Genomic DNA, 23328 nt, shown 5'->3' with positions numbered 1-23328 from the left:
TGCACCTGCGAGAGCGGGTAGGCGTCCACCACGTCCTCGGGCAGCGCGGCCCGGTCCGCCTCGCCGATCAGCGCGAACGGCTCGACGGCCGCGAACGGCTGAACGGCCTCGGCGGCGGCGCCGGCGTGCGCGGCCAGCCGCGCGATCGTCCGGTGCTCGAAGATGTCGCGGATGGTGCAGACGTAGCCGATCTCCCGCAGGGCGCCGGCCAGGCGGACGGCGCGGATGGAGTCGCCACCGAGGTCGAAGAAGCCGTCGTGGACGCCGATCTGCTCAGCCTCCAGGCCGAGGATCTCCGCCCACGCACCCGCCATGGCCAGCTCGACCGCGCTGCTGGGCGCGACGTGCGTCGTGGCGGCGAAGGCGTCACGGCCCGGTGCGGGCAGGGCCCGGCTGTCCAGCTTGCCGTTGTTGGTGAGCGGGATCCGCTCGATCGCCACGAACGCACCGGGGACCATGTACTCCGGCAGCGCGGCCGCGAGCTGGGCGCGCAGCTCGGCCGGCTCCAGGGTCTGGCCCTCGGCGATGACCACGTACGCGGCCAGCGTCTTGTCGCCGGGCGTGTCCTCGCGGGCGATGACGGCGGCGTCGCGCACCGAGCTGTGCGTGCGCAGCTGGTTGGTGATCTCGCCGAGTTCGATGCGGTAGCCGCGGATCTTCACCTGGGTGTCGATCCGGCCCAGGCACTCCAGCGAACCGTCGGGCAGGCGGCGTGCCAGGTCGCCGGAGCGGTAGAGGCGGGCGCCGGCCGGGCCGTACGGGTCCGGCACGAAGCGCTCGGCGGTCAGCTCGGGCTGGCCGAGGTAGCCGCGTGCCACGCCCGCGCCACCCACGTGGATCTCACCGGGGACGCCGACCGGCACCAGGTTGCCGTCCGCGTCGAGCAGGTGGACAGTCAGATCGGACAGCGGCCGGCCGACGAAGCTGCGGCTGGCGTTGTCCAGGTCGAAGGCACCGAGCTCGTGGTACGTGGTGTGCACGGTGGTCTCGGTGATGCCGTACATGTTGACCAGCGTCGGCATCCGCAGGCCCAGCCGGTCGGTCCACGGCAGCAGGTCGGCGGTGTCCAGCCGCTCACCGGCGAAGACGACGGCGCGCAGGGCCAGTTGGTCGATTCGCGGGTCGCCGGCTGCGGCCAGCGCGGTGAGCGAGCGGAACGCGGTGGGGGTCTGGCAGAGTACGGTCGCCCGCTCCGCGACCAGCAGGTCGAGGAACTCGTCGGGCGAGCGCAGGGTGTTGAGCGAGGCCAGCACCAGGCGGCCGCCGTGCAGCAGGGCGCCCCACATCTCCCAGACGGAGACGTCGAAGGCGTACGAGTGGAACAGGGTCCACACGTCGTCCGCGCCGAAGTGCAGGTCGTGGTCGGCCGACAGCATCAGGCGCAGCACGTTGGCGTGGCTGAGCGCGACGCCCTTCGGCCGGCCGGTGGAGCCGGAGGTGTAGATGACGTAGATCAGGTTCTCGGGTCCGGCGACCGGCACCGGGTTCTCGGCCGGCCGGGCGGCGATCGCGGCGGCGTCGGTGTCGAGGAGCACCCGGGTGCCGGGGTAGCTGTCGGGGATGCTGTTCAGCGTCGAGGTGGTGATCAGCAGCGGCGCACCGGCGTCCTCGAGGATGTAGCCGAGGCGGTCGGCCGGGTTGGCCGGGTCCAGCGGCAGGTAGCCGGCGCCGGACTTGAGTACGCCCAGCAGCGCCGGGATCAGCTCGATGCCGCGCAGCAGGCTGACTCCGACCAGCGTGTCGGGGCGGGCGCCGAGCGAGCGCAGGTGGTGGGCGAGCCGGTTGGCACGCTCGTTCAGCTGACGGTACGTCAACTGCTCGCCCTCGAAGACGATCGCGACCGCATCGGGGGTCCGCTCGGCCTGCGCCTCGAAGGCCTGGTGGACGCACTGGTCCACCGGTTCGGCGGCCAGCGGGTTCCACTGCTCCAGCAGCTGTGCGGTCTCGGTCGGCGCCAGCATGCCCAGGGCGGAGAGCCGAGCCTGCGGCTGGGCGGTGACCGACTCCAGCAGCTGGAGGTAGTGCCCGGTCATCCTTTCGACGGTCGCCCGGTCGAACAGCGAGGTTGCGAAGCCCAGTCGGGCGTGCAGCGGGCCCTCGGTGGCGTGCGTGACGTTGAGCGTGAGGTCGAACTTGGCGATCCGGTCCTCGAGCAGCGACTCCAGCTCCAGGCCGTGCAGGTCGAAGGCCGACCGGCGGTCCTCGTGCAGGACGAAGTCGACCTGGAAGATCGGGGTGCGGGACAGGTCGCGCTGAGGCTGCAGCTCGTCGACCAGCCGGGCGAACGGTACGGACTGGTGGTCGAAGGCGTCCAGCACCGTACCGGCGGAGGACTTCAGCAGCTCGGCGAAGGTCGGGTTCCCACTCCAATGGCCGCGAATGGCCAGTGTGTTGATGCCGTACCCGATGACCTGCTGCAGCTCGGGCCGGTTGCGGCCGGAGACCGTGACGCCGACCGGGATGTCGCTGGAGCCGGCGTAGCGGCCGAGCAGCAGCTGGTAGACGGTGAGCAGGAAGGTGAACGGAGTCGTGCCGTGCTCCAGGCTCAACTCACGTACCCGGTCGGCGAGGTGGGCCGGGATCGCGAACGGGACGGAGTCGCCCTCCCAGCTGCGGATGGCCGGTCGCGGCCGGTCGGTGGGCAGCTCCAGCGGCGCGTTGCCGTCCAGCCGGCCACGCCAGTAGGAGAGTTCGCGCTCCAGGGTGGCACCGGTGAGGTGCTTGCGCTGCCAGGCGGCGTAGTCGGCGTACTGCAGCGCGAGCGGCTCGAGCGTCACCGGGGTGCCGGTCGCGGCGCCCCGGTACAGGCCGCTCAGCTCGCCCGCGAAGAGCCGCATCGACCAGGCGTCGCAGGCGATGTGGTGGAAGACCACGACGAGAATGTGGTCGGTCGCGCCGAGGCGGACCAGGGTGGCCCGGACGGGCCACTGCTGCTCGAGGTCGAACGGCTCGGCGATCTCGGACTCGACGGCCGCGCGCATCCGGACGTCCAGGGCGTCGGCCGGCACGGAGCTCAGGTCCACCACCGGCAGGCCGGCCGGCCGAGGCGCGTCGACCAGCTGGGCCGGCTCGCCGTCGACCAGGGTGTAGCGGGTGCGCAGGATCTCGTGGCGCTCCACGATCTGCTCCCAGGCCTGCTCCAGCGCACCGGAGTTCAGCTCGCCGCGCAGGCGCAGCACCAGCGGCACGGCGTACTCGGTGGAGTCCGGGTCCATCCGGTTGAGGAACCACATCTGCTGCTGGCCGAAGGACAGCGGCAGCGGCGCGGTGCGGTCCGCGCGTTCGATGGCGGTGCGGCGGCCGTTGCCGCGTCCGCCGGCCAGGCGGCGGCGGAGCAGCTCGGCACGCAACGAGGCCGGGTCCTGCTGCTGCTGGGCAACCGTGTCGTTGGTGTTCATGCCTTGCTCTCCTTAACCAGGTCGGTGTCGAACTGCGCGGCGGGCGCGCGAAGTACGGCGTCAGCGAGACGGCTGACGGTGGGGTTCTCCAGCACGGTGCGGACGCTGATCTCGCACCCGAGTTCCTGCTGGAGCCGGTCCGCCAGGCGGACGGCGTGGATGGAGTCGCCGCCGGCGAGCAGGAAGTCGTCGTCGATGCCGGCCGGGCCGGTACCGAGTTCGTCCTTCCAGCACTGCGCGAGCCGTTCGTGCAGCTCGGTGGCGGGCGGGCGGAGGTCGGTGGGGGTGCGGTCGGGCCAGGGCAGGGCCCGGCGGTCGGCCTTGCCGCTGATGCTGAGCGGAATCCGGTCGATCGGCACGAAGGCGCTGGGGATCATGTACGACGGCAGGATGCCGGCCAGGTACTTGCGGAGGCGGGCGGCGTCGAGCCGGCCGCTGCCGACCATGTGGGCGACCAGCAGGCCGCTGTCCCGCAGCGTGACGATCGCCTCGCGGATCCGTGGATGGCCGGTGAGCGCGGACTCGATCTCGCCGAGTTCGATGCGGTAGCCGCGGATCTTCACCTGGGTGTCGATCCGGCCGAGGAACTCCAGCTCTCCCACGTCCAGTCGGCGGGCCAGATCGCCGGTGCGGTAGAGCCGCGCACCGGGCGGGCCGTACGGGTCCGGGACGAACTTGTCGGCGGTCAGCCCGGGCCGGTTCAGGTAGCCCCGGGCCAGGCTCAGGCCGCCGATGTGCAGCTCGCCGGGGACACCCGGCGCGGCCGGCCGGCCGGCCCGGTCCAGCACGTGCAGCTGGTAGTTGAGCAGCGGCGAGCCGAGCCGCACGGCCGACGGGTCGAGCGGTACCGTCCAGGCCGAGGCCCAGACGGTGGCCTCGGTCGGGCCGTACACGTTGACCAGGTCGGCCACGCGCGAGCGCAGCTCGGTGGCGAGCTGGAGCGGCAGCTCCTCGCCGCCCACCAGGGCGACGATGCCGGGCTGCTCGAAGCCTGCGGCCAGCAGCACCCGCCAGCCGGACGGGGTGGCCTGCACGTGGGTGACCCGGCGTTCGGCGATCTGCGAGATCAGCGCGCCGGGGTTGGCGGCCTGCTCGCGGGAGGCGAGCGCGATCCGGCCGCCGGTGGTCAGCGGCAGGTGGAGCTCCAGGTTGGAGATGTCGAAGGAGATCGAGGTCGACGCGAGCCAGGTCGCCGGATCCGACCCGGGAGCCGCGTTGGTGGACCGGGCGAAGGACTCGATCAGGTTGGCCAGCGCGCCGTGCGGCAGGGCCACGCCCTTGGGGCGGCCGGTCGAGCCGGAGGTGTAGATGGCGTACACCAGGTTGTCGGGGGTCACCGCGACCCCCGGGTACTCGGCCGGGCGGGCGGCGATCAGCGCGGCGTCGGTGTCCAGCAGCACCCGGGTGCCCGGGTAGGTGGCCGGGATGCTGTCCAGCGTGGACTGGGTGATCACCAGCTCGGCGGCCGCGTCCTCGAGGATGTAGCCGAGCCGCTCGGCCGGGTTCGCCGGGTCCAACGGAAGGTACGCCGCACCGGACTTGAGCACGCCCAGCAGCGCCGGGATCAGCTCCGGGCCGCGCTCGAGGCAGATCCCCACCAGGGAGTCGGGGCGGGCGCCGAGCGCGCGCAGGTGGTGGGCGATCCGGTTGGCCTGCTCGTCGAGCTGACGGTAGGTCAGCGCGGTGTCCCCGAACTCGACCGCGACCGCGTCGGGCCGCTCGGCGGCCCGGGCCTCGAAGGCCTGGTGGACGCAGCCCGGGGCCGGCTCACCGAGTGCCGGGTTCCACTCCTCGACCAGCCGCTCGGCCGCCGCAGGCGGCAGCACGCCGCCGGTGGCGTCGCCGTGCGGGTCGCGGGCCATCGACTCCAGCACGTGCCGGTACATCCCGGCCAGCCGATCGGCGTAGCCCCGGTCGATCGCGTCGGTGCCGGTGGCCAGGTAGAACCGGCCGCCGACGGCGGTGACGTTGAGCGCGAACTCGTTCGACGCCACCTCGAACTCCTCGGCCGCAGCGGCTTCAACCCCGCTGCCTGGGACGCCGGCGTTCTCGGTGGCGGAGTCGTCCAGGAAGTCGAAGAGCACGGTGACCAGCCGGTCCACGCCCGCCGCGCGCTGGATCGCGGGCAGCGGGTAGCGGCGGTGGCCCCAGACCTCGGTCTCCCGGTCGTGGGTCTGCTCGACCAGCCGCAGCCAGGTCGCCGGGGTGCCGCTGTGCGGGAACGGCAGCGTGTTCAGCTGGAATCCCAACACCTGCTCCGCGCCCGGCACTTCGAGCGGGTTGTGGCTGACCAGGCCGGTGTGGAAGGCGTCCTCGGCGGTGAGCGAGCTCATCACCTTCAGGTGCGCCGAGAGCAGCACGCTCTTGATCGTGGCGCCGGCCCGCTCGGCCAGCGTGCGCAGCCCGTCCTCCAGATCGCCGAACGGGACGCGCAGCCGGTAGCGCTCCACCGGGTTCTGCTCGTCGCCCCAGGCCTGCGGGAGGGTGAGCGGGGCGTGCGTATCGGTGATGCTCTGCCAGTACGCGCGGTCCTCCGGGCTGTCCAGCGCGGCGAGTTCGGCGGCGATGTAGTCGGCGATGCCGACAGCCGGCGCCTGGTGGGCGGGCAGCTCCGTGCCGTCCCGCAGGCAGCCGTACAGCTCCAGCAGCTCACCGGAGAGCAGGTCCGGGCCCCGGCTGCCCAGCAGCGCGCCGCAGTGGGTGAAGGTCAGCCGCCAGCTGTCGTCCGAGACGACGTGCACGGCGATCCGCAGCAGCGGCGGCTCGGTCGGATCGAAGGCCTCGGCCTGCTCGTTGGCCGTGAACTCCCACAGTGCCCAGGCCCGGCGCTGCTCGTCGTGGCCGCGCAGGTCGTGCACGGTGACGGGGATCTCGGCGTCGGCGTGGACGAGTTGCAGGGGACGGGAGTAGCCGGTCAGGTGCATCGAGGTGCGCAGCGCGGCATGCCGCCCGGCCAGCAGGACGACCGCCTGCCCGAGCGCGGCAGCGTCGAACGGCCGGTCCTCGCGCACCTGGAAGGCGCGCAGGCTGTGGTAGACCGGGCCGCCGGTGGCGGCCAGCATCTCCATCAGGATGCCGGCCTGGACCATGGACAGCGGGTAGGCGTCAACCAGGCCGTCCGGCAGCTGCTCCCGGTCCTCGGCGCCGACCAGGGCGAAGGGGGCGATGGTGCTACGGGTGGTGCTCCGGGTGGTGCTCCGGGTGGTGTTCACGCGTGGTACTCCTCTGCGAGCGAGCCCAGTTCGGCGTCGGAGAGCTCCTCGAGCTCGGCCCGGATCAGCTCCTCGACCGCCTCGGCCAGCCGGCGGACGGTGGCGAACTCGAAGACGGTGCGGATCGGGATGTCGAGGTCGAAGGCGTCCTGGACCATCGAGACCATCCGGATGGCCAGGATCGAGTGGCCGCCCATTTCGAAGAAGCTGTCCTCGACGCCGACCAGTTCGCGGCCCAGCACCTCGGACCAGATTTCGGCGATCCGCTCCTCGGTCGGCGTCGCGGGCGCCTCGTAGTGCCCGGTGGCGACTTCGGCGTCCGGCAGGGCCCGGTGGTCGAGCTTGCCGTTCGGGGTCAGCGGCAGCGCCTCCAGCGTGCTGAAGATGCTCGGCACCATGTACTCCGGCAGGGCGGCTCCGAGCCGCTCGCGGACCTGGGCCGGGTCGATCACCGCGCCGTCGGCGGGGACCAGGTAGGCGGCCAGCGCCTTCTCCCCGGCCGGGTTCTCGCGGACGATCACCGCAGCCGCGCGGATCTCCGGGGAGGTCAGCAACTGGGTCTCGATCTCGCCGAGTTCGATCCGGTAGCCGCGCAGCTTGACCTGGTTGTCCATCCGGCCGAGGAAGGCGATCGCGCCGTCCGGCAGCCGCCGGGCCAGGTCGCCGGTGCGGTAGAGGCGGGAACCGGCGGGGCCGTACGGGTGCGGGACGAACTTCTCGGCGGTCAGGTCGGGCCGGCCGAGGTAGCCCCGGGCCAGACCGTCGCCGCCGACGCACAGTTCGCCGACCACGCCCAGCGGCACCGGGCGGCCCTTGGCGTCCAGCAGGTAGCCGGTGGTGTTCGGCAGCGGCAGGCCGAGTGGCACGGTGGTCTCGTAGCGGTGGGTGACCGGGTGGATGGTGGAGCCGATCGAGTTCTCGGTCGGGCCGTACTCGTTGATCAGCCGGCCGGCGCCCAGCGCCTGCGACCAGCGGTTGGCCACCTTCGGGGTGAGCGCCTCGCCGGCGACCACGATCCACTGGGCCAGCTGGTCGATCTGCGCGTCGGTGAGCTGGTGGGCGAGCAGCTCCAGGTGGCCTGCGGCGAGCTTGATGAAGCTGTGCGGGCCGGTGGCGACCAGGGTGCGGCCCAGCGCGCCGAGGTCCAGGTCGGCGGGCAGCAGGTGCACCGGCTGCCCCGCCATCAGTGGGGCGTACAGGTTGGTCGCCGGCAGGTCGAAGGCGATCGAGGAGAACAGCGGCGCGCCGCCCTCGGTGGTGACCAGCTCGCGGGCCGCCCACTGCAGGTGGTTGGAGAGCCCGGCGTGGGTGACCATCACGCCCTTGGGGCGGCCGGTCGAGCCGGAGGTGTAGATGACGTACGCCAGGTGGTCCGGGCTGACGGCGCGCGGCGGCGCGGCCACCGGCTGCCCGTCGATCGCGGCCCGGTCGCTGTCCAGCAGGATCAGCGCGCCCTGGTGTCCGGCGGCGAGCGCGGCGAGCGTCGAGTCGGTGACCAGCAGCTTGGCGCCGCTGTCCCGGACGATGTGCTCGATCCGCTCGGCGGGGTTCGACGGGTCCATCGGGATGTAGGCCGCGCCGGCCTTCCACACGCCCAGCAGGGCCGGCAGCAGTTCGGGGCCGCGCTGGAGCAGCACCCCGACCGGGGTGTCCGGGCCGGCGCCGAGCGCGCGCAGCTGGTGGGCGAGCTGGTTGGCCCGCTCGTCGAGCTGCCGGTAGGACAGCCACACCGGACCGTAGGAGACCGCGAGGGCCTCGGGGGCGGCGGCGGCCTGCCGTTCGATGAGGTCGATCACCGGGACGCGGTCCCAGTCGGCGCCGGTCTCGTTCCAGCGGGTCAGCACCTCGGCGCGGTCGGCTGCCGGGAGGATCTCGGCGGCGCCGAGCGCGGTCGTGGGCGCGGCGGTCACGGACTCGACCAGCTGGACCAGCCCGGCGCCCAGGCGCTCGACGGTGGCCCGTTCGAACAGCGCGGTCGCGTACTCCAGGACACCGGTCCAGCTGCCGTCCTGCTCGGTGCGCACGTACAGGGTCAGGTCGGTCTTGGCCGCCTGCCGGGCGTACAGGTACGCCTCGCCGTGCTTGCGGTCCGGCATGCCGCCGCCCGCCGGGCCGTCGGTGAAGTTGAACGCCACCTGGTACAGCGGGGTACGGGACGGGTCGCGCTCCGGACGCAGCTCCTCGACCAGCCGCTCGAACGGGACGTCCTGGTGCGCGAACGCGGCCAGCGCGACGTCCCGGACGGCGTCCAGCGCGTCGCCGAAGGCGGCCGCCGGGTCCAACTGGCAGCGCACCACCAGGGAGTTGAGGAAGAAGCCCACCACGGGCTCGAGTTCGGGACGGCTGCGCCCGGCGACCGGGACGCCGACCGGCACGTCCCACTGCCCGGTGTGCCGGGCCAGCAGGGTGGAGAACGCGGTCAGCAGGATCATGAAGGGGGTGGCGCCGTGCCGCTGCCCGAGTGCCGCGACCGCCTGGGCCAGCGGAGCGGGGATGCTGAACGGCACCAGGTCACCGCGCGGGTCGCGTTCGGCCGGGCGCGGGTGGTCGGTCGGCAGCTCCAGCGGGCTGAGGTCGCGCAGCGCCGTACGCCAGAAGCCGAGCTCGCCGGCCAGCTGCGGCTCGCCCCGGTGCTCGCCCTGCCAGGCGGCGAAGTCCGTGTAGTGGACGGCGAGTTCGGGCAGCTGCGGGGTGCGTCCGGCGGTCAGGTCGGCGCACAGCTGCCGGAACTCCTGCTCCAGCACGGTCGCGGACCAGCCGTCGCAGGCGATGTGGTGGACGGTGGCCAGCAGCCAGCGCTCGCCGTCCGCCTCCCGGACCAGCAGGGCGCGCAGCAGCCGGCCCGAGGCCAGGTCGAAGCCGGTCTCGAACTGGGCGCGGAACACCGCCTCCCGCTCGGGGGAGGTGGCGTCCAGCTCCCGCCATTCGACCGGCTGCGGCTCGTCGACCAGCTGCATCGGCTCGCCGTCCACCGTCAAGTAGCGAGTGCGCAGCGAAGAGTGACGCTCCATCAGGAGATTCAGTGCGTGCTGCGCGGTCTGCTCGGAGACCTCGGCGGGCAGCTGCAGGAAGAGCGGGACGATCCACTCCGGGCTCGGGCCGACGCTGTCCACGAACCACAGCCGGCGCTGCCCGGAGGAGAGCGGCAGCGGGCCCCGGCGGGAGACCGGGCGCACCGGCGGCAGCTCGTCGGCAGCCGCCGCGAGCAGCTTCGCCTGCTCGGCCACGGTCAGCGCCGAGTACACCTCGGTGAGCGAGAGCTGCCGCCCGGTCGCGGCGCCCAGGCGCTCGGCCAGCCGGGTGAGCAGCAGCGAGTGGCCACCCAGCTGGAAGAAGTTGTCCTCGGCGCCGATTCCGTCCTGCTCCAGCAGCTCCGACCACACCTGGGCGACCAGCGCCTCCTGCGCTGTGCGGGGGGCGACGTAGGCCGGACGGGCGAAGGCGGACGGCGCGGCAGCCGGCTCGGCGGCCTGGCCGAGCAGCTCCAGGCCGCCGTTGTTCCGCAGCCGGACCAGCAGCCCGGTGCGCAGCAGCCGGCTGCCCGGTTCGCCGTCCGGGTCCGGCACCAGCCGGTCCGCAGTGGTGTCCGGGCGGCCGGGGAAGGCGTACGCGCTGCCGAGCGCGCCGATGTGCAGTTCGCCGGGGACGCCCGGCGGCACCGGGTCGCCGTACTCGTCCAGCACCCACAGCTCCGGCTGCTCGCCGGGGAGGACGGCCTGCGGCTGCCGGGGGTCGAACGGGCCGGCGGCCAGCTCCACGCCGCAGACCTCCGGGCCGTAGGACTGCCACAGCTCGGCCCCGGTGCCCTCGGCCCAGTGCGCCAGCTGCGCCGGGGTGAGGTCGGTGGCGACCACCAGGCGGACACCGGAGTAGTCCTGTGGGGTGCGGTCGGCGAACGAGCCCGAGACCGGCAGCACGGTGACGCCGTGCGTGCGGGCCGCGGCGGCCGGGTCGGCGCCGCCCATCACCAGGGTGGCGCCGCAGCCGAGCGCCGCGAAGACCTCCCAGGGCAGCCGGCCGACCGCGCCGGTGCACAGCACCCGGTCCGCCTCCGCCAGTTCGTGGCGCTCGGCCAGGCCGAGGGCGTAGTGCGCGGCGCTCGCGTGGTCGACGGTCAGCAGCGCGCCGTCGGCAGTGCGGGAGACGAAGGCGGGGGCGTCCGCGCGGTCCTCGAACGGGCGGGCCTCGGCGGCGCCGCCCGCTTCGGCGGGCAGGTCCAGGCAGAGCGTCTGGGCCGGGCCGGCCAGGCCGGCCAGCGACCGGTGGGTGAGCACGACCTTGATCCCGGCCTCGCCGATCACCTCGGCCGTCGGCGCGCCCGGCAGTGCCGGGTCGAGCAGCAGGTAGGCGGCGCCCGCGTGCCAGACGGCGAGCAGCGCGGTCGGCAGATCGACGCCGGCCGGCAGCAGCACTCCGACCAGACTGCCCGGGCCGACCCCCAGGGCGCGCAGCCGGTCCGCCAGCAGGCCGGCCTCGGAGGCCAGTTGCTGGTAGCTGAGCTGGTGGTCCTGGTCCACCACGGCCACCGCGCCCGGTGTCCGGGACGCCTGCCGGGCGAAGATACGGGGCAGAAGCAGTGGGCTGGTCAACGGATGCTCCTCGCGGGTCATGATCGGACTGGGCCAAGAAGTGCGAAGGGGAGGGCGCCTGGGAGCGCGGACGCCGAGGCCCTTGCAGCGGGGGCTCATACGGCTGGGGCTCTGGCAAGTGGGCTTATTGGCAACTGGGCTCTGGCAGCTGGGTTCTGGCAGCTGGGGCTCTTTCGCGGGCGGCCGGCGTGGGCGGCTCGCTCCGCTCTGGCGGCCAGTCAAAGATTGCGGCCCCGCGCTATAGCGCTTCTATATCGCCGGCTCTCGGTGGAGCCGGGCCCGCGCAGGTCGGCAGGGGTGCGAGGACGCCCGGGTGGGACCCGGGGACGCCGGGCGGGACCCGGGAAAGCCTGCGGCCGCGTACCGCCCGACCCGCAGGAGGGGCCGGGCCGGTACGCGGCCGCAGATGGGCGGTGCTTCGGTTCGGGCGGTGCTTCGGTTCAGGCCGGCCTGCAGTGGCCGGCCTTCAGTTCAGGACGGCGCCGTCGCCCGGGCGGTCCACCCGGCTGCGGCGGTTGTCCAGGTGCACGAAGGTGCGGTGCAGCCAACGGTCGTTGCCGTCGTAGCGCGGCACGAAGGAGCTGCGACCGTGCAGCGCCATCCGGTTGTCGATGAACGCCAGGTCGCCGGACTGCAGCACCAGTACGGAGGCGGCGAGCGCGACCGCGTCCCGCAGCCGCTCCAGGGCCTGGCGCGCCTCCTCGTCGATCGCCACCGTGGCGGCGAAGTCCACCCGCACGTTCGGGTCGGCCGGATCGCCGTCCAGGACGGCGTGCGCCGGGGCGCTGTCGCCCGCCTGGAAGGACGGCGGCGGCTGGGTGACGAAGCGCGGCTGGCCGAGTACCCGGCGGGCCTCGTCCGACACCAGCGGCAGTGCCTGGCGGATCGAGGAGACCAGCGTGCCGGCCGTCCTGGTGTGGTCGTTGCGCAGGCACAGCAGGCCGACGAAGTCCGGCCGGTTGGGGTGGAAGGCGTTCTCGACGTGCATCTGCAGGTCGACCGACCCGGCGTTGCTCTGCGACTGCTCCAGGCCCGGCACCGGCACCACGTTCTGCACCAGCGCGCCGGTCTTCTCGTCCTTGAACGCGATCACCTCGCCCAGCTGCAGCGAGAGCATCGCCGAGACGGCGGCCGGGATGGTGGCCCGGCGCTCCACCGACTCGCGGACGGTCGGGGTGTCCGGCAGGCCGCTCTCGTCCACCGGCAGGTTGCTGATCATCAGCAGCGCGGCCGGACCGCAGTCGTGCCGGTAACGGCGGATGATCTCGAGCAGCCGGAGCGGGATCCGGCAGGACAGCTCCCGGGCCTGGTCGAGCCACTTCAGGTCGTCCACCCGGCCGGTGCCGACTCTGGCCAACTCATCGGCGAGCAGGCCGAGTTCGTACCGTTCGCGGTCCGTGAGCCGGAGTGTCAGGGCGCCGGTGGACGGCGCCAGTGGCGCCTCGGTCATCGTGGTCATGAATAACGTCCTTTCGATCAGAGTCAGTTGGACATCGCTACGAGCACCCGGCGCTTGCCGCTGTACGGCCGTCGTCCGTGCGCCACCAGTACGTTGTCGATCACCAGCAGGTCGCCCTGCCGCCAGTCGACGTCCACCGCACCCGCCAGGCCACGGTCGCGGACCTGGAGTACGTACGCGTCCGGGATCGGGCGGCCGTCGGCGAAGCTCACCGACTGCGGCAGTTCGTCGGCCGGCAGCAACTTGGCCAGCGCCACGCCCTCGCCGCCGAGCGCGGCCGGGTGCCACTGGTCGGACTGGTTGAACCAGACCTCCTCGCCGGTGACCGGATGCCGGGTGGTGGACGGGCGGACCTGGCCGATCCGCAGGCCGCCGTCCCGCTTCCAGACCCACTCGGCCCGGGCCTCGCGCAGGAACTCCTCCACCTGGTCCCGCTCGGTGGTCTCGAAGGTCTCCTGCCAGCTCTTGCCCAGGCCGAAGCCGCTGTGCAGGTTCTGGGTGTACCGGACGCCGTCGGCGTAGGCGGCGCGCACCTCGTCGTCCAGCGACCGCAGCCAGTGCGCGGCGTCGACGACCGAGGTGGCACCGCCGGTGGTGGCGGCCTGCGCGCAGAAGAACAGCAGGCGGGCCGGCCAGGCCGCGCTGTACGACAGCTCGTTGTGCATCGAGATGGTGAACTCGGCCGGGTACTCGGTCGAGGTGTAGACATTGGCGCCGACCTTGGTGCGCGGCGAGTTCCCGTGGACGTAGGAGAGCCGGTCCGCCAGCAGCCGGTCCAGGACCGGGTCCAGGGTGGCCTCGGTGACCCCGAAGCCCCGGAAGACCAGGGCCTTCGCCGTCAGCAGCCGCTCGTCCAGTGCGGGTCCGGCCGCCGTCAGGTACTCGGCCAGACCCGCCACGGTCGCCGGGACGCCGGCGTCGGACGGACCGACCTCCAGTGGCGCCCAGGTCAGTTGGGTTTCCGTCATAGGTGCTCCTCACGGGCTCGTGCGGCGCAACTCGCTGCCGCTCCACGGTGAGGGTGGGCAGTTGACCTATACGCGGTCGATATCGGCCGGCGGCCGACGGACACGGCCTTGGTAGGGACCCGCTGTGGACCCGCTATAGATCCGCTATAGATCTGCGGCGGACCATGGCCGGGATACCTGGAGCACGGAGGAGATCGATGAGCGGCAAGTGGTTCCACAGCTACGGCGCTCCGGCCGATTCGGAACTGCGCCTGGTGTGTTTTCCGCATGCCGGTGGATCCCCGACCTTCTACCGCAACTGGCAGCGCCGCCTACCGGCCGGCCACGAGCTGCTCGCGGTCTGCTATCCGGGCCGTCAGGACCGGATCGGCGAGCCGCTGGTGACCGACATGGCCCGGCTCGCCGACGAGCTGACCGAGGCGCTGCTGCCTTACCTGGACCGGCCGTTCGCCTTCTTCGGCCACAGCATGGGCAGCGCGGTGGCGTACGAGACCGCGCTCCGGTTGGGCCGTCGGCACGGGCTGCGCCCGACCCGGCTGTTCGTCTCCGGGCGCGGCGCGCCGCACACGCTGGAGCCGACCACCACGTATCTGTCCGACGACGAGACCCTGCTTGCGGAGATCAACCAGCTCGGCAACTCCACCTCGCACCTGCTCGCCGACACCGCGCTGCGCGCTCTGCTGCTGCCCCCGGTGCGCGCCGACTTCCAGCTGATCGAGACGTACCAGCCGGCCGGCCGCGACCGGGTGGGCTGCCCGCTGGTGGTGTACTACGGCGCGCAGGACCGTGGCTGCACCCCCGAACGGATCCGTGGCTGGTCCGAACTCAGCTCGGCCCGCGCGGAGTTCAAGTCCTTTCCGGGTGGCCACTTCTACCTGGAGGGCTGCGAGGGCGAGCTGCTGAACCACCTCTCCGGCTACCTCGCCGACGATCTGCGGCTGCACCGGGTCGTCAACCGCTGAGCCGACGGCTGAGCCGACCACTGAGCCGACCGCTGAGCCGGCCGCTGGATCGACCGCGACCGCTGAACGACCGCTGAACAAACGACGCCAGGCCCGCCGGGTGGCTCGCGAACGGGTGGTTCGCGACCTCGCCCCGGCGGGCCTGCTGCCTGATCATGCCCCGACGGTCATGATTCGGCGGTCATACCCCGGCGGTCACGCTTCGACCGGGCTCAGTTCCGCGTCCGGCTCGCCTGCCTGCTTCGGCAGCGCGACGGGTACGGCGAACGGCCGCAGCACCGCGTAGTAGGCGAACGGCGGGCCGTACAGCCGGGTGACCCGCAGCCCCGCGCCCTCGGCCAGACCGACCAGCGAGGACGCGCGGATCTGGTGCCGGTCGAAGAACTCGCCGACCACCAGCCGCCCGGTGGGCTTGAGCACCCGCCGCAGCTCGGCCAGCGTGACCGCCGGCTCGGGGATCTCGCCCAGTGCCGTCACCAGGTAGGCGGCGTCGAACGAGCCGTCCTCGAAGGGCAGTTGGTGCGCATCCGCGTGGGTCGCCGCGATGTTGCCGATGCCCTGTTCGGTGGCCCGGCGGGTCACGTGGTCGAGCATCTCCTGCTGGATGTCCACGATGTCCAGCTGCCCGCCCGAGCCCAACTGCGGCGCGACGTGCAGTGACTGGAGGCCGGTGCCGGGGCCGATCTCCAGGATCCGCTCGCCCGGCCGTGCCTGCAGGACCTCGTCCAGCCGGTTCAGGGTCAGGAAGGGCAGCGGCAGGTCGAGCAGCCAGCGCTGCGAGTACGGGTACGGCGCGGAGTCGGTGAACCACCAGGCGGCGACCGTGCCGGCGGCGCCGGCACCGATCATCGCCCGACGGGCGCCCTTCTTCGACCAGACCCGAGCCGCGAGCGAACGATCAGTCATGTTTCCTCCCCGGTTGGCTGCTTGCGGCATCGGTTCTCGGTGATGCCGGTGCAGCAGTGTGCCTTGTCAATCTAGCCGCCGACCTTGGCCGATTCCGGTGGGACCGGTGGCAGGAGGCTGCCTGGACAGGCTCTTGTCAGACGCGACAGCAGCGGGATCGGTTGCCGCTGGCCCAGAATTGCGAATGTCGGTTCGATCCCTGGTGCGCACCGGGCGAATCCGCAGTCAGAGCTGATCCACGGGGGAGAGCTCGCCCCGATCACGTTTCGTATCCGCCGCCGGGTCCGTGCGGCGTGAGTTCGTAGCAGGAGGAAACGATGGAATTCCAGCTGCTCGGCCCGATCGGGGCACGACAGAACCAGAACGTGGTCCCGCTGTCCGGGACGAAGATCCACACTGTGCTCGCGGCGCTGCTGCTGTACCGGGGCACGGTGGTCTCGGACGACCGGCTGAGTACCGCGCTCTGGGGGTGGGATCCACCCGCGACCAGAAACGCGCAGATCTACACCTACGTCTCCCGGCTGCGCAAGAGACTCGGCCCCGAGGTCGACCTGGTCCGGCAGTCCCAGGGCTACCTGATCCGGACCGGCACCGCCCGCCTCGACGTGGAGGAGTTCGAACGCAGCGCCCGGCTCGGACGGGAGGCGCTGGACCAGCACCGCTACTACGACGCCTCGGTGCACCTGGGCTCCGCGCTCGCCCTGTGGCAGGGTCCTGCCCTCGCCAACGTCACCGACCACCTGGCCGACGCGGAGCGGCCGAGCCTGGACGAGGCCCGGGTGGTGGTGCTGGAGGACCGGATCGAGGCCGATCTGGCGCTCAGCCGCCACCGGGAACTGGTCCCCGAGCTGACCGGCCTGCTCGCCGAGCACCCGCTACGGGAGCGGCTGCGCGCCCAGCTGATGACCGCGCTGTACCGCTGCGACCGGCAGGGCGACGCGCTCGCCACCTACCAGGCCGGCCGCCGGGTGCTCGCCGAGGAGCTCGGCGTCGACCCCGGGCCGGTCCTCACCGACGTCCACCGGACGATCCTGCGCGGTGACCTGCCGGCGGCCCCCCAGGCCCCGGCCGCGCCCCGGGTGGTCATCCCGGCCCAGCGCGTGGCGGCCCGCCCGGTCCCGGCGATGCTGCCGCCCGAGCTGCTGGACTTCGCCGGCCGCCGCGCCGACCTGGCCCGGATCCGGGGCGTACTGGCCCCCGAGGGTGGCGGCCGCGCGGGCGCCGTCCTGCTGTCGGGCATGCCGGGTATCGGCAAGAGCGCCCTCGCGGTGCAGGCCGCGCACGCCGTGCGGGGCCGCTTCCCCGACGGCCAGCTCTACACGGATCTGCGCCGCCCGGACGGCTCGCCGAAGAACCCGTGGGAGGTGCTCTCGCTCTTCCTGCACGCCCTCGGTGTCGACGCAGCCCGCGCCTCCGGCGACCTGGACGAACTGGTCGGGCTCTACCGCACGCACACGGCGGGCAAGCGGCTGCTGGTGGTGCTCGACCGGGCCGCCAGCGACCTGCAGCTCGGGCCGCTGCTGCCGAACGACCCCGGGGTCGGCGTCCTGATCACCAGCCGGGGCCATCTCGCCGCCGCGCCCTCGCTGACCGTACCGCTGCTCGACGACGGCGAGGCGCTGGAACTGCTGATGGCGATCGCCGGCCCGGACCGGATCGGTGAGAACCCCGACGCCGCGCAGTCGATCATCGCGGCCTGCGCCGGCCTCCCGCTGGCGCTGCGGATCGCCGGCCTGCGGCTGGCCACCCGCCCGCACTGGTCCACCGGCCAGCTGGCCCGCCGGCTGGCCATCCCGAGCACCCGCCTGGAGGAGCTCAGCTTCGGCGAACTGGCTGTCAGCCACCGGCTGCTGAGCCCGCTCAAGGGGGTCAGCGCACAGGCCAGGCACGCCCTGCCGAAGCTGGCCACCATCCCCCAGCCCACCTTCTCGGCCGAGGCCGCCGCCGTCGTCCTGGGCACCGCCGAGGGCCCCACCGAGCGGGTGCTGGACGACCTGGTCGAGGCCCGGCTGCTGGAGGTGCGCGCCGACCGCCGACCGCTGTACGGCTTCCACGAGCTGGTCCGGCTGCTCGCCCGCACCCTCCCCGGCCCCGCCCTGCTCGCCCGCCAGGGCAGCTACGCCGCCTGATTCCCCATCACCTGCACCTGACCACCCCTTGGAGAGCCATGTCCCGCCGCCTGTTCACCTCGGAGTCCGTGACCGAGGGTCACCCCGACAAGATCGCTGACCAGATCAGCGACACCATCCTGGACGCTCTGCTGACGCAGGACCCGACGTCCCGGGTCGCCGTCGAGACGCTGATCACCACCGGCCAGGTGCACATCGCCGGTGAGGTGACGACGAAGGCGTACGCGCCTATCGCGCAGCTGGTCCGGGACAAGATCCTCGAAATCGGCTACGACTCGTCCAAGAAGGGCTTCGACGGCGCCTCCTGCGGCGTTTCGGTGTCCATCGGGGCGCAGTCGCCCGACATCGCGCAGGGTGTCGACACCGCGTACGAGGCCCGGGTCGAGGGTGCGGTCTCGGAGGGACACGAAGGGGACGACCTCGACAGGCAGGGCGCGGGCGACCAGGGCCTGATGTTCGGCTACGCCAGTGACGAGACCCCCGAGCTGATGCCGCTGCCGATCACGCTGGCGCACCGGCTGGCCCGCCGGCTCTCCGAGGTTCGCAAGAACGGGATGGTCCCGTACCTGCGCCCGGACGGCAAGACCCAGGTCACCATCGAGTACGACGGTGACAAGGCCGTCCGCCTGGACACCGTGGTGGTCTCCTCGCAGCACGCGTCGGACATCGACCTGGACTCGTTGCTGACCCCGGACATCCGCGAGTTCGTCGTGGAGCCGGAGCTCAAGCGCCTGGCCGACGACGGCATCAAGCTGGTCACCGAGGGCTACCGCCTGCTGGTGAACCCGACCGGCCGCTTCGAGATCGGCGGCCCGATGGGCGACGCCGGCCTGACCGGCCGCAAGATCATCATCGACACGTACGGCGGCATGGCCCGCCACGGCGGCGGCGCGTTCTCCGGCAAGGACCCGTCCAAGGTCGACCGCTCCGCCGCGTACGCGATGCGCTGGGTCGCCAAGAACATCGTCGCGGCCGGCCTGGCCCGCCGCGCCGAGGTCCAGGTCGCCTACGCCATCGGCAAGGCCGAGCCCGTCGGCCTGTTCGTCGAGACCTTCGGCACCGAGACCGTCCCCGTCCTGGACATCCAGAAGGCCGTCACCGAGGTCTTCGACCTCCGCCCCGCCGCGATCATCCGCGACCTCGACCTGCTGCGCCCGATCTACGCGAAGACCGCCGCGTACGGGCACTTCGGTCGCGAGGACGCGGACTTCACCTGGGAGCGCACCGACCGCGCCCAGGCCCTGCGCAAGGCGGTCCAGGCATGACCGAGCCCTCCGTGCGGTGGCTCGCTCCCGAGGGCGCGATCCTCGCGGTCGACCAGCGGGCGCTGCCCGCCGAGTACCGGCAGCTGACCCTGCGCACCGTCGACGAGGTGATCGCCGCCATCCAGACGCTGGCCGTACGCGGCGCACCCGCCATCGGTCTGACCGGCGCCCTCGGTGTCGCCCTGGCGGCCTATGCGCACGGTGCCGACCTGGCAGCCGTCCGGGCGGACGCCGCCCGCCTCGCGGCCGCCCGCCCCACCGCCGTCAACCTCGAATGGGCGGTCCGGCGCGCGTTGGGCCGGTTGCCGGAGGGCGCGGACGCCGTGCTCGCCGAGGCCCAGGCGATGCTCGCCGAGGACATCTCGGTCAACCGGGCCGCCGTCGAGCGGGCCACCGAGCTGGTCCTCGACCTCACCCCGGACCGGCCGCTGCGCCTGCTCACCCACTGCAACACCGGCCGCCTGGCCACTGCGGCGGTCGGCACCGCGCTCGGCACCATCCTCGAACTCGCCGCACGCGGCCGGGTCGAGCAGGTCCTGGTGGACGAGACCCGGCCGCTGCTCCAGGGCGCCCGGCTCACCGCCTGGGAACTCGGCGAGGCCGGCGTCCCCTACCGGTTGTGCGTGGACTCGGCCGCTGCGGCCGCGATGGCCCAGGGCCTGGTCGACTGCGTCCTGGTCGGCGCCGACCGGATCGCCGCCAACGGCGACACGGCCAACAAGATCGGCACGTACGGGCTGGCCGTCGCCGCCGCCCGGCACGGCATCCCGTTCGTCGTGGTCGCCCCCGAATCCAGCTGGGACGACCAACTCGCCGACGGCAGCGGCATCGTGGTCGAGGAACGTCCCGCCGGCGAGGTCACCTCGTTCGGCGCGACCACCGTCGCACCGGCCGGCGCCGCCGTCTTCAACCCCGCCTTCGACGTCACCCCGGGCCACCTGATCACCGCCGTGGTCTCCGAGCGGCGCACGCTGCGCCCGGGGGGCCCGACGGCCGACCCCGAGGTGCTGGCCAAGCGCATCGAGGCCCTGCTCACCGAGTACCCCGACCACCCCACCCCGGGCGTGCTCTTCCGCGACCTGGCCGGCCTGTACGCGGAGCCCGGGGTGCTGGGCGAGCTGGCCGACCACGTGCTCGCCGCCTTCGACGGGCAGGTCGACCGGGTCCTCGGCATCGAGTCCCGTGGCTTCGTGCTGGGCGCGGCGCTCGCCGCCCGTGGTGCCCTGCCGCTGGTGCTCGCGCGCAAACCCGGCAAGCTGCCCGGCGCGGTGCACCGGGCGAGCTACACCCTGGAGTACGGCGAGGACCGGCTCGAACTGCAGCAGGGCGCGATCCGTCCCGGTGAGCGCGTGCTCATCGTGGACGACGTGCTCGCCACCGGCGGGACGCTGGCGGCCGCCGCCCAGCTGGTCGCCGACGCCGACGGCCGGGTGGCCGGCCTCACCGCCCTGGTGGCACTGCGCGGGCTCGGCGGTGAACAGCGCCTGGCCGGCCACCGGCTGCTGACGCTCTGCGAGGTGCCCGGATGATCGACCTCCGTCCCGTGCCCCTCGCCCGGGAAGCCCCCGACGCGGCTGGGCCCGCCATCGAGCTGGCCACCGAACTCGCCGCGTTCTCCCGTGCGTTGTACCTGCGCGGCTGGATGCCCGGCACCTCGGGCAACCTCTCGGTCCGGCTGCCCGGCTCCGAACCGCTCGCCCTGATCACCGCCAGCGGCCGGGACAAGGGCGAACTCACCGCCGAGGACACCGTGTTGGTGGACGCCCGGAGCGGCGCTCCGGCCCGCCCGACCGTGCTGCGCGCCTCCGCCGAGACCTCGATCCACGCCGCCGTGTACCGCAGCACCGATGCCGGTGCGGTGATCCACGTGCACCCGCCCTACGCCACGGCGGTCGCCTGCCGGGCAGGCGGCGGCGAGGGCCTGCGGCTCGAGGGGTTCGAGCTGCTCAAGGGTCTCGGCCTGGCCGAGGCGTCCGGCACCGAGCTGCCGGTCTTCGCCAACTGGCCCGACGTGCCCAGGATCGCCGACGAGATCGCCGCGTACCTGGCCGCGCGGGCGGACGCGCCGCCCGGCCTGCTGATCGCCGACCACGGGATCACCACCTGGGGCGCCGACCTGGCCGAGGCCCGGAACCGGCTGGAGTGCCTGGAGGCGATCTGCCACCTCCTGCTGCTCGGCGTCGAACCCACTGGAAGGACGAGAAGATGACGCTGCTTCAGATCATGCCGGAAGGCGCCCCGGACACCGTCCGGCTGCGCACCCGGGACCCGCAGGTGATCGCCGAGGCGCTGGCCGGGTGCGGCGTCGACTTCCGGCGCTGGCCGCTGCGCGCGCAGCTCGGCCCGGGCAGCGAGCCGGCCCAGGTGCTGGCCGCCTACCAGGACGAGATCGACGGCCTGTGCGCTCGGCAGAACCTGCAACTCGTCGATGTGGCAAGTCTGTACACCGATGACAGCGCCGAGTCGCAGCAGCGCGCCGCCCAGGCTCGCCGGACCTTCCTGGACGAGCACCGGCACGCCGAGGACGAGGTGCGCTTCTTCGCGCACGGCCGGGGCTGCTTCTACCTGCACCTCGACCAGGCCGTGTACGCGGTGGTCTGCGAGGCCGGCGACCTGCTCTCCGTCCCGGCCGGCACCACGCACTGGTTCGACATGGGCGAGCGACCGGCGTTCACCGCCGTGCGCTTCTTCGAGCAGCAGGACGGCTGGATCGGCGACTTCACCGGCTCGGGTATCGCCGAGCACTTCCCGGGCCTGGACGAGCTGCTGGACGAGCAGTCGGACGCGCACTTGGACGAGCAGCTGAACGAGCAGCTGGACGCGGCCGGATGACCGTGCCCCGGGCCGTGGTGCTCGACATCGAGGGCACCACGGGCTCGATCGACCACGTGCACCAGGTCCTCTTCCCGTATGCCCGCCGCCGGCTGGCCGGCTGGCTCGACACGCACCGGGGAAGCGCTCGGCACCAGGAGCTGCTGGACGCGGTGCGCAGCCACCGGCAGGCGCCCGGGCTGGACGAGCCGGCCGTGCTGCGCACCCTCGCCGAGTGGGCGGACGCCGACGTCAAGGCGGCGCCGCTGAAGGCGCTTCAGGGCCTGATCTGGGCCGAGGGCTTCGCCGACGGCAGCCTGAGCGGGCACGTCTACCCTGAGGTGCCGCCGGTGCTGCGCGAGTGGCACCAGGCCGGGATCGCGCTCTACATCTACTCCTCCGGCGCGGCCGGGGCGCAGCGCGACTGGTTCGCGCACTCCGGCCACGGCGATCTGACGCCGCTGCTCCAGGGCTACTTCGATCTGGAGAGCGCGGGCGGTAAGCGGGCCGCCGGCTCCTACCGGACCATCGCCTCGGCGATCGGACTCCCCGCCGGGCAGCTGCTCTTCCTCAGCGATGTGGGGGAGGAGCTCGACGCGGCCAGGTCGGCCGGCTGGCGGGCCGTCGGCGTGCGCCGGCCCGGTGACCCGCGTGGCGCGGAGATCACCGGCCACCCCACCGTCGCGGCGCTCGACCGGGTCCGGTTCGACGTCCCGCAGACCGTCAGTCCGGCCGTCAGTCCGGCCGGCTCACCGACCGTCCCACCGAACCGCGCACCGAAGTCCCCAGCGAAGGAAGGACAGCAATGACCACCGAGGCCCAGGATGCCGAGATCGGCGTCATCGGAGGCAGCGGCTTCTACCAACTCCTGGAAGATGCCCACGAGTTCGCCATTGACACGCCCTTCGGTCCACCCTCCGACAAGCTCTCGGTCGGCACCGTCGCCGGTCGGCGGGTCGCCTTCCTTCCCCGGCACGGCCGAGGCCACGGCCTTCCCCCGCACCGGATCAACTATCGCGCCAACCTGTGGGCGCTGCGGTCGCTGGGCGTGCGTCAGGTGCTGGCGCCGTGCGCAGTCGGCTCGCTCCGCCAGGACCTGGGGCCGGGCAGCGTCGTTGTCCCGGACCAGCTGGTGGATCGCACCAGCGGGCGGCTCCAGACCTACTACGACCAGGGCGGCGTGCACGTCTCCTTCGCCGACCCGTACTGCCCGGACGGCCGGGGCGTGCTGCTCAAGGCGGCCGCCGCCACCGGCGTCGGCGCGGTCGACGGCGGCACCATGGTGGTCGTCGAGGGCCCCAGGTTCTCCTCCCGGGCGGAGTCCCAGTGGTTCGCCGCCGCAGGCTGGTCGCTGGTCAACATGACCGGTTTCCCGGAGGCCGTGCTGGCCCGCGAACTGGCGCTCTGCTACACGCCGGTGGCGCTGGTGACCGACCTGGACGCGGGCATCGAGGCGGGCGAGAGCGTCGCCCAGGCCGAGGTGTTCGAGGTGTTCGCGAAGAACGTCGAGCGCCTGCGCGCGCTGGTACTGGAAGCGGTCGCGCTGCTGCCGCAGCAGCGCAGCTGCCACTGCTCCACCGTGCTCGACGGAATGGAGCTGCCGTTCGAGCTCCCCTGACCCCCACCCCC

14 protein-coding genes are annotated in these 23328 nt (G+C 73.0%); 8 read left to right on the top strand and 6 right to left on the bottom strand.

Translation table 11 applies throughout. The features are described 5' to 3' along the window. The 5 genes from P3T29_RS09830 to P3T29_RS09810 all read right to left on the bottom strand — a co-directional run. Positions 1-3398: amino acid adenylation domain-containing protein (locus tag P3T29_RS09830; RefSeq protein WP_280715925.1), on the bottom strand; the 3398-nt coding region annotated here is incomplete at its 3' end. Beyond that, positions 3395-6610, bottom strand: coding sequence for an amino acid adenylation domain-containing protein (locus P3T29_RS09825; protein WP_280715924.1), 3216 nt, complete (start codon positions 6608-6610; stop codon positions 3395-3397). The genes P3T29_RS09830 and P3T29_RS09825, both read right to left, overlap by 4 nt. After that, positions 6607-11199 carry a non-ribosomal peptide synthetase gene (locus P3T29_RS09820; protein ID WP_280715923.1) on the bottom strand — a complete coding sequence of 1531 codons (4593 nt, stop codon included), beginning with the start codon at positions 11197-11199 and terminating at the stop codon, positions 6607-6609. Before P3T29_RS09820 ends, P3T29_RS09825 begins: the two co-directional genes overlap by 4 nt. A gap of 466 nt (positions 11200-11665) precedes the next feature. Continuing rightward, on the bottom strand, positions 11666-12658 hold the full coding sequence (locus tag P3T29_RS09815; protein ID WP_280715922.1) for a TauD/TfdA family dioxygenase: 993 nt from the start codon (positions 12656-12658) through the stop codon (positions 11666-11668). A 23-nt stretch (positions 12659-12681) separates the two neighbouring features. Beyond that, positions 12682-13626, bottom strand: a complete 945-nt coding sequence (locus P3T29_RS09810) for a TauD/TfdA family dioxygenase (protein ID WP_280715921.1) — start codon at positions 13624-13626, stop codon at positions 12682-12684. A gap of 197 nt (positions 13627-13823) precedes the next feature. On the opposite strand from P3T29_RS09810, the gene P3T29_RS09805 reads away from it, so the two are divergent. Then, positions 13824-14588, top strand: coding sequence for an alpha/beta fold hydrolase (locus P3T29_RS09805; RefSeq protein WP_280715920.1), 765 nt, complete (start codon positions 13824-13826; stop codon positions 14586-14588). Positions 14589-14783: 195 nt separating this feature from the next. Here the strand turns inward: P3T29_RS09805 and P3T29_RS09800 are convergent, their stop codons facing one another. Further along, the gene (locus P3T29_RS09800; RefSeq protein ID WP_280715919.1) at positions 14784-15494 is read right to left on the bottom strand and encodes a methyltransferase domain-containing protein; all 711 of its coding nucleotides are present in this window, start codon (positions 15492-15494) and stop codon (positions 14784-14786) included. Between the two features lie 317 nt (positions 15495-15811). Between P3T29_RS09800 and P3T29_RS09795 the strand changes: the two genes are divergently transcribed. The 7 genes from P3T29_RS09795 to P3T29_RS09765 are packed head-to-tail and all read left to right on the top strand — an operon-like array spanning position 15812 to position 23317. Next, positions 15812-17623 carry an AfsR/SARP family transcriptional regulator gene (locus P3T29_RS09795; RefSeq protein WP_280715918.1) on the top strand — a complete coding sequence of 604 codons (1812 nt, stop codon included), beginning with the start codon at positions 15812-15814 and terminating at the stop codon, positions 17621-17623. Between the two features lie 38 nt (positions 17624-17661). Next, complete coding sequence (metK, locus tag P3T29_RS09790; protein ID WP_280715917.1) at positions 17662-18888, top strand: methionine adenosyltransferase; 1227 nt, start codon at positions 17662-17664, stop codon at positions 18886-18888. Beyond that, positions 18885-20417 carry an S-methyl-5-thioribose-1-phosphate isomerase gene (gene mtnA, locus P3T29_RS09785; protein ID WP_280715916.1) on the top strand — a complete coding sequence of 511 codons (1533 nt, stop codon included), beginning with the start codon at positions 18885-18887 and terminating at the stop codon, positions 20415-20417. Before metK ends, mtnA begins: the two co-directional genes overlap by 4 nt. Continuing rightward, positions 20414-21097, top strand: a complete 684-nt coding sequence (gene mtnB / locus P3T29_RS09780) for a methylthioribulose 1-phosphate dehydratase (protein WP_280715915.1) — start codon at positions 20414-20416, stop codon at positions 21095-21097. The genes mtnA and mtnB overlap by 4 nt, the downstream gene beginning before the upstream one ends. Next, positions 21094-21720 (top strand): cupin, encoded by a 627-nt coding sequence (locus tag P3T29_RS09775; RefSeq protein WP_280715914.1) that lies wholly within the window; start codon positions 21094-21096, stop codon positions 21718-21720. The genes mtnB and P3T29_RS09775 overlap by 4 nt, the downstream gene beginning before the upstream one ends. Further along, positions 21717-22508 (top strand): acireductone synthase, encoded by a 792-nt coding sequence (gene mtnC / locus P3T29_RS09770; RefSeq protein WP_280715913.1) that lies wholly within the window; start codon positions 21717-21719, stop codon positions 22506-22508. Before P3T29_RS09775 ends, mtnC begins: the two co-directional genes overlap by 4 nt. Beyond that, a complete protein-coding gene (locus tag P3T29_RS09765; protein ID WP_280715912.1) occupies positions 22505-23317 on the top strand; it encodes an S-methyl-5'-thioadenosine phosphorylase in 813 nt (270 codons plus the stop codon). The genes mtnC and P3T29_RS09765 overlap by 4 nt, the downstream gene beginning before the upstream one ends. Positions 23318-23328 lie beyond the last annotated feature (11 nt).

This window comes from Kitasatospora sp. MAP5-34 (assembly GCF_029894335.1).
Lineage (GTDB): Bacteria > Actinomycetota > Actinomycetes > Streptomycetales > Streptomycetaceae > Kitasatospora.
Note: the sequence above shows the minus strand (reverse complement) of the source record. Positions and strands in the feature narration are given on the sequence as shown.

Bases quoted from the DNA above. Each gene is read 5' to 3' on its own strand.
- metK (WP_280715917.1), top strand. From the start codon at position 17,662: ATGTCCCGCCGCCTGTTCACCTCGGAGTCCGTGACCGAGGGTCACCCC.
- P3T29_RS09765 (WP_280715912.1), top strand. From the start codon at position 22,505: ATGACCACCGAGGCCCAGGATGCCGAGATCGGCGTCATCGGAGGCAGC.
- P3T29_RS09800 (WP_280715919.1), bottom strand. From the start codon at position 15,494: ATGACTGATCGTTCGCTCGCGGCTCGGGTCTGGTCGAAGAAGGGCGCC.
- P3T29_RS09795 (WP_280715918.1), top strand. From the start codon at position 15,812: ATGGAATTCCAGCTGCTCGGCCCGATCGGGGCACGACAGAACCAGAAC.
- mtnC (WP_280715913.1), top strand. From the start codon at position 21,717: ATGACCGTGCCCCGGGCCGTGGTGCTCGACATCGAGGGCACCACGGGC.
- mtnB (WP_280715915.1), top strand. From the start codon at position 20,414: ATGATCGACCTCCGTCCCGTGCCCCTCGCCCGGGAAGCCCCCGACGCG.
- P3T29_RS09810 (WP_280715921.1), bottom strand. From the start codon at position 13,626: ATGACGGAAACCCAACTGACCTGGGCGCCACTGGAGGTCGGTCCGTCC.
- P3T29_RS09775 (WP_280715914.1), top strand. From the start codon at position 21,094: ATGACGCTGCTTCAGATCATGCCGGAAGGCGCCCCGGACACCGTCCGG.
- mtnA (WP_280715916.1), top strand. From the start codon at position 18,885: ATGACCGAGCCCTCCGTGCGGTGGCTCGCTCCCGAGGGCGCGATCCTC.
- P3T29_RS09815 (WP_280715922.1), bottom strand. From the start codon at position 12,658: ATGACCACGATGACCGAGGCGCCACTGGCGCCGTCCACCGGCGCCCTG.
- P3T29_RS09805 (WP_280715920.1), top strand. From the start codon at position 13,824: ATGAGCGGCAAGTGGTTCCACAGCTACGGCGCTCCGGCCGATTCGGAA.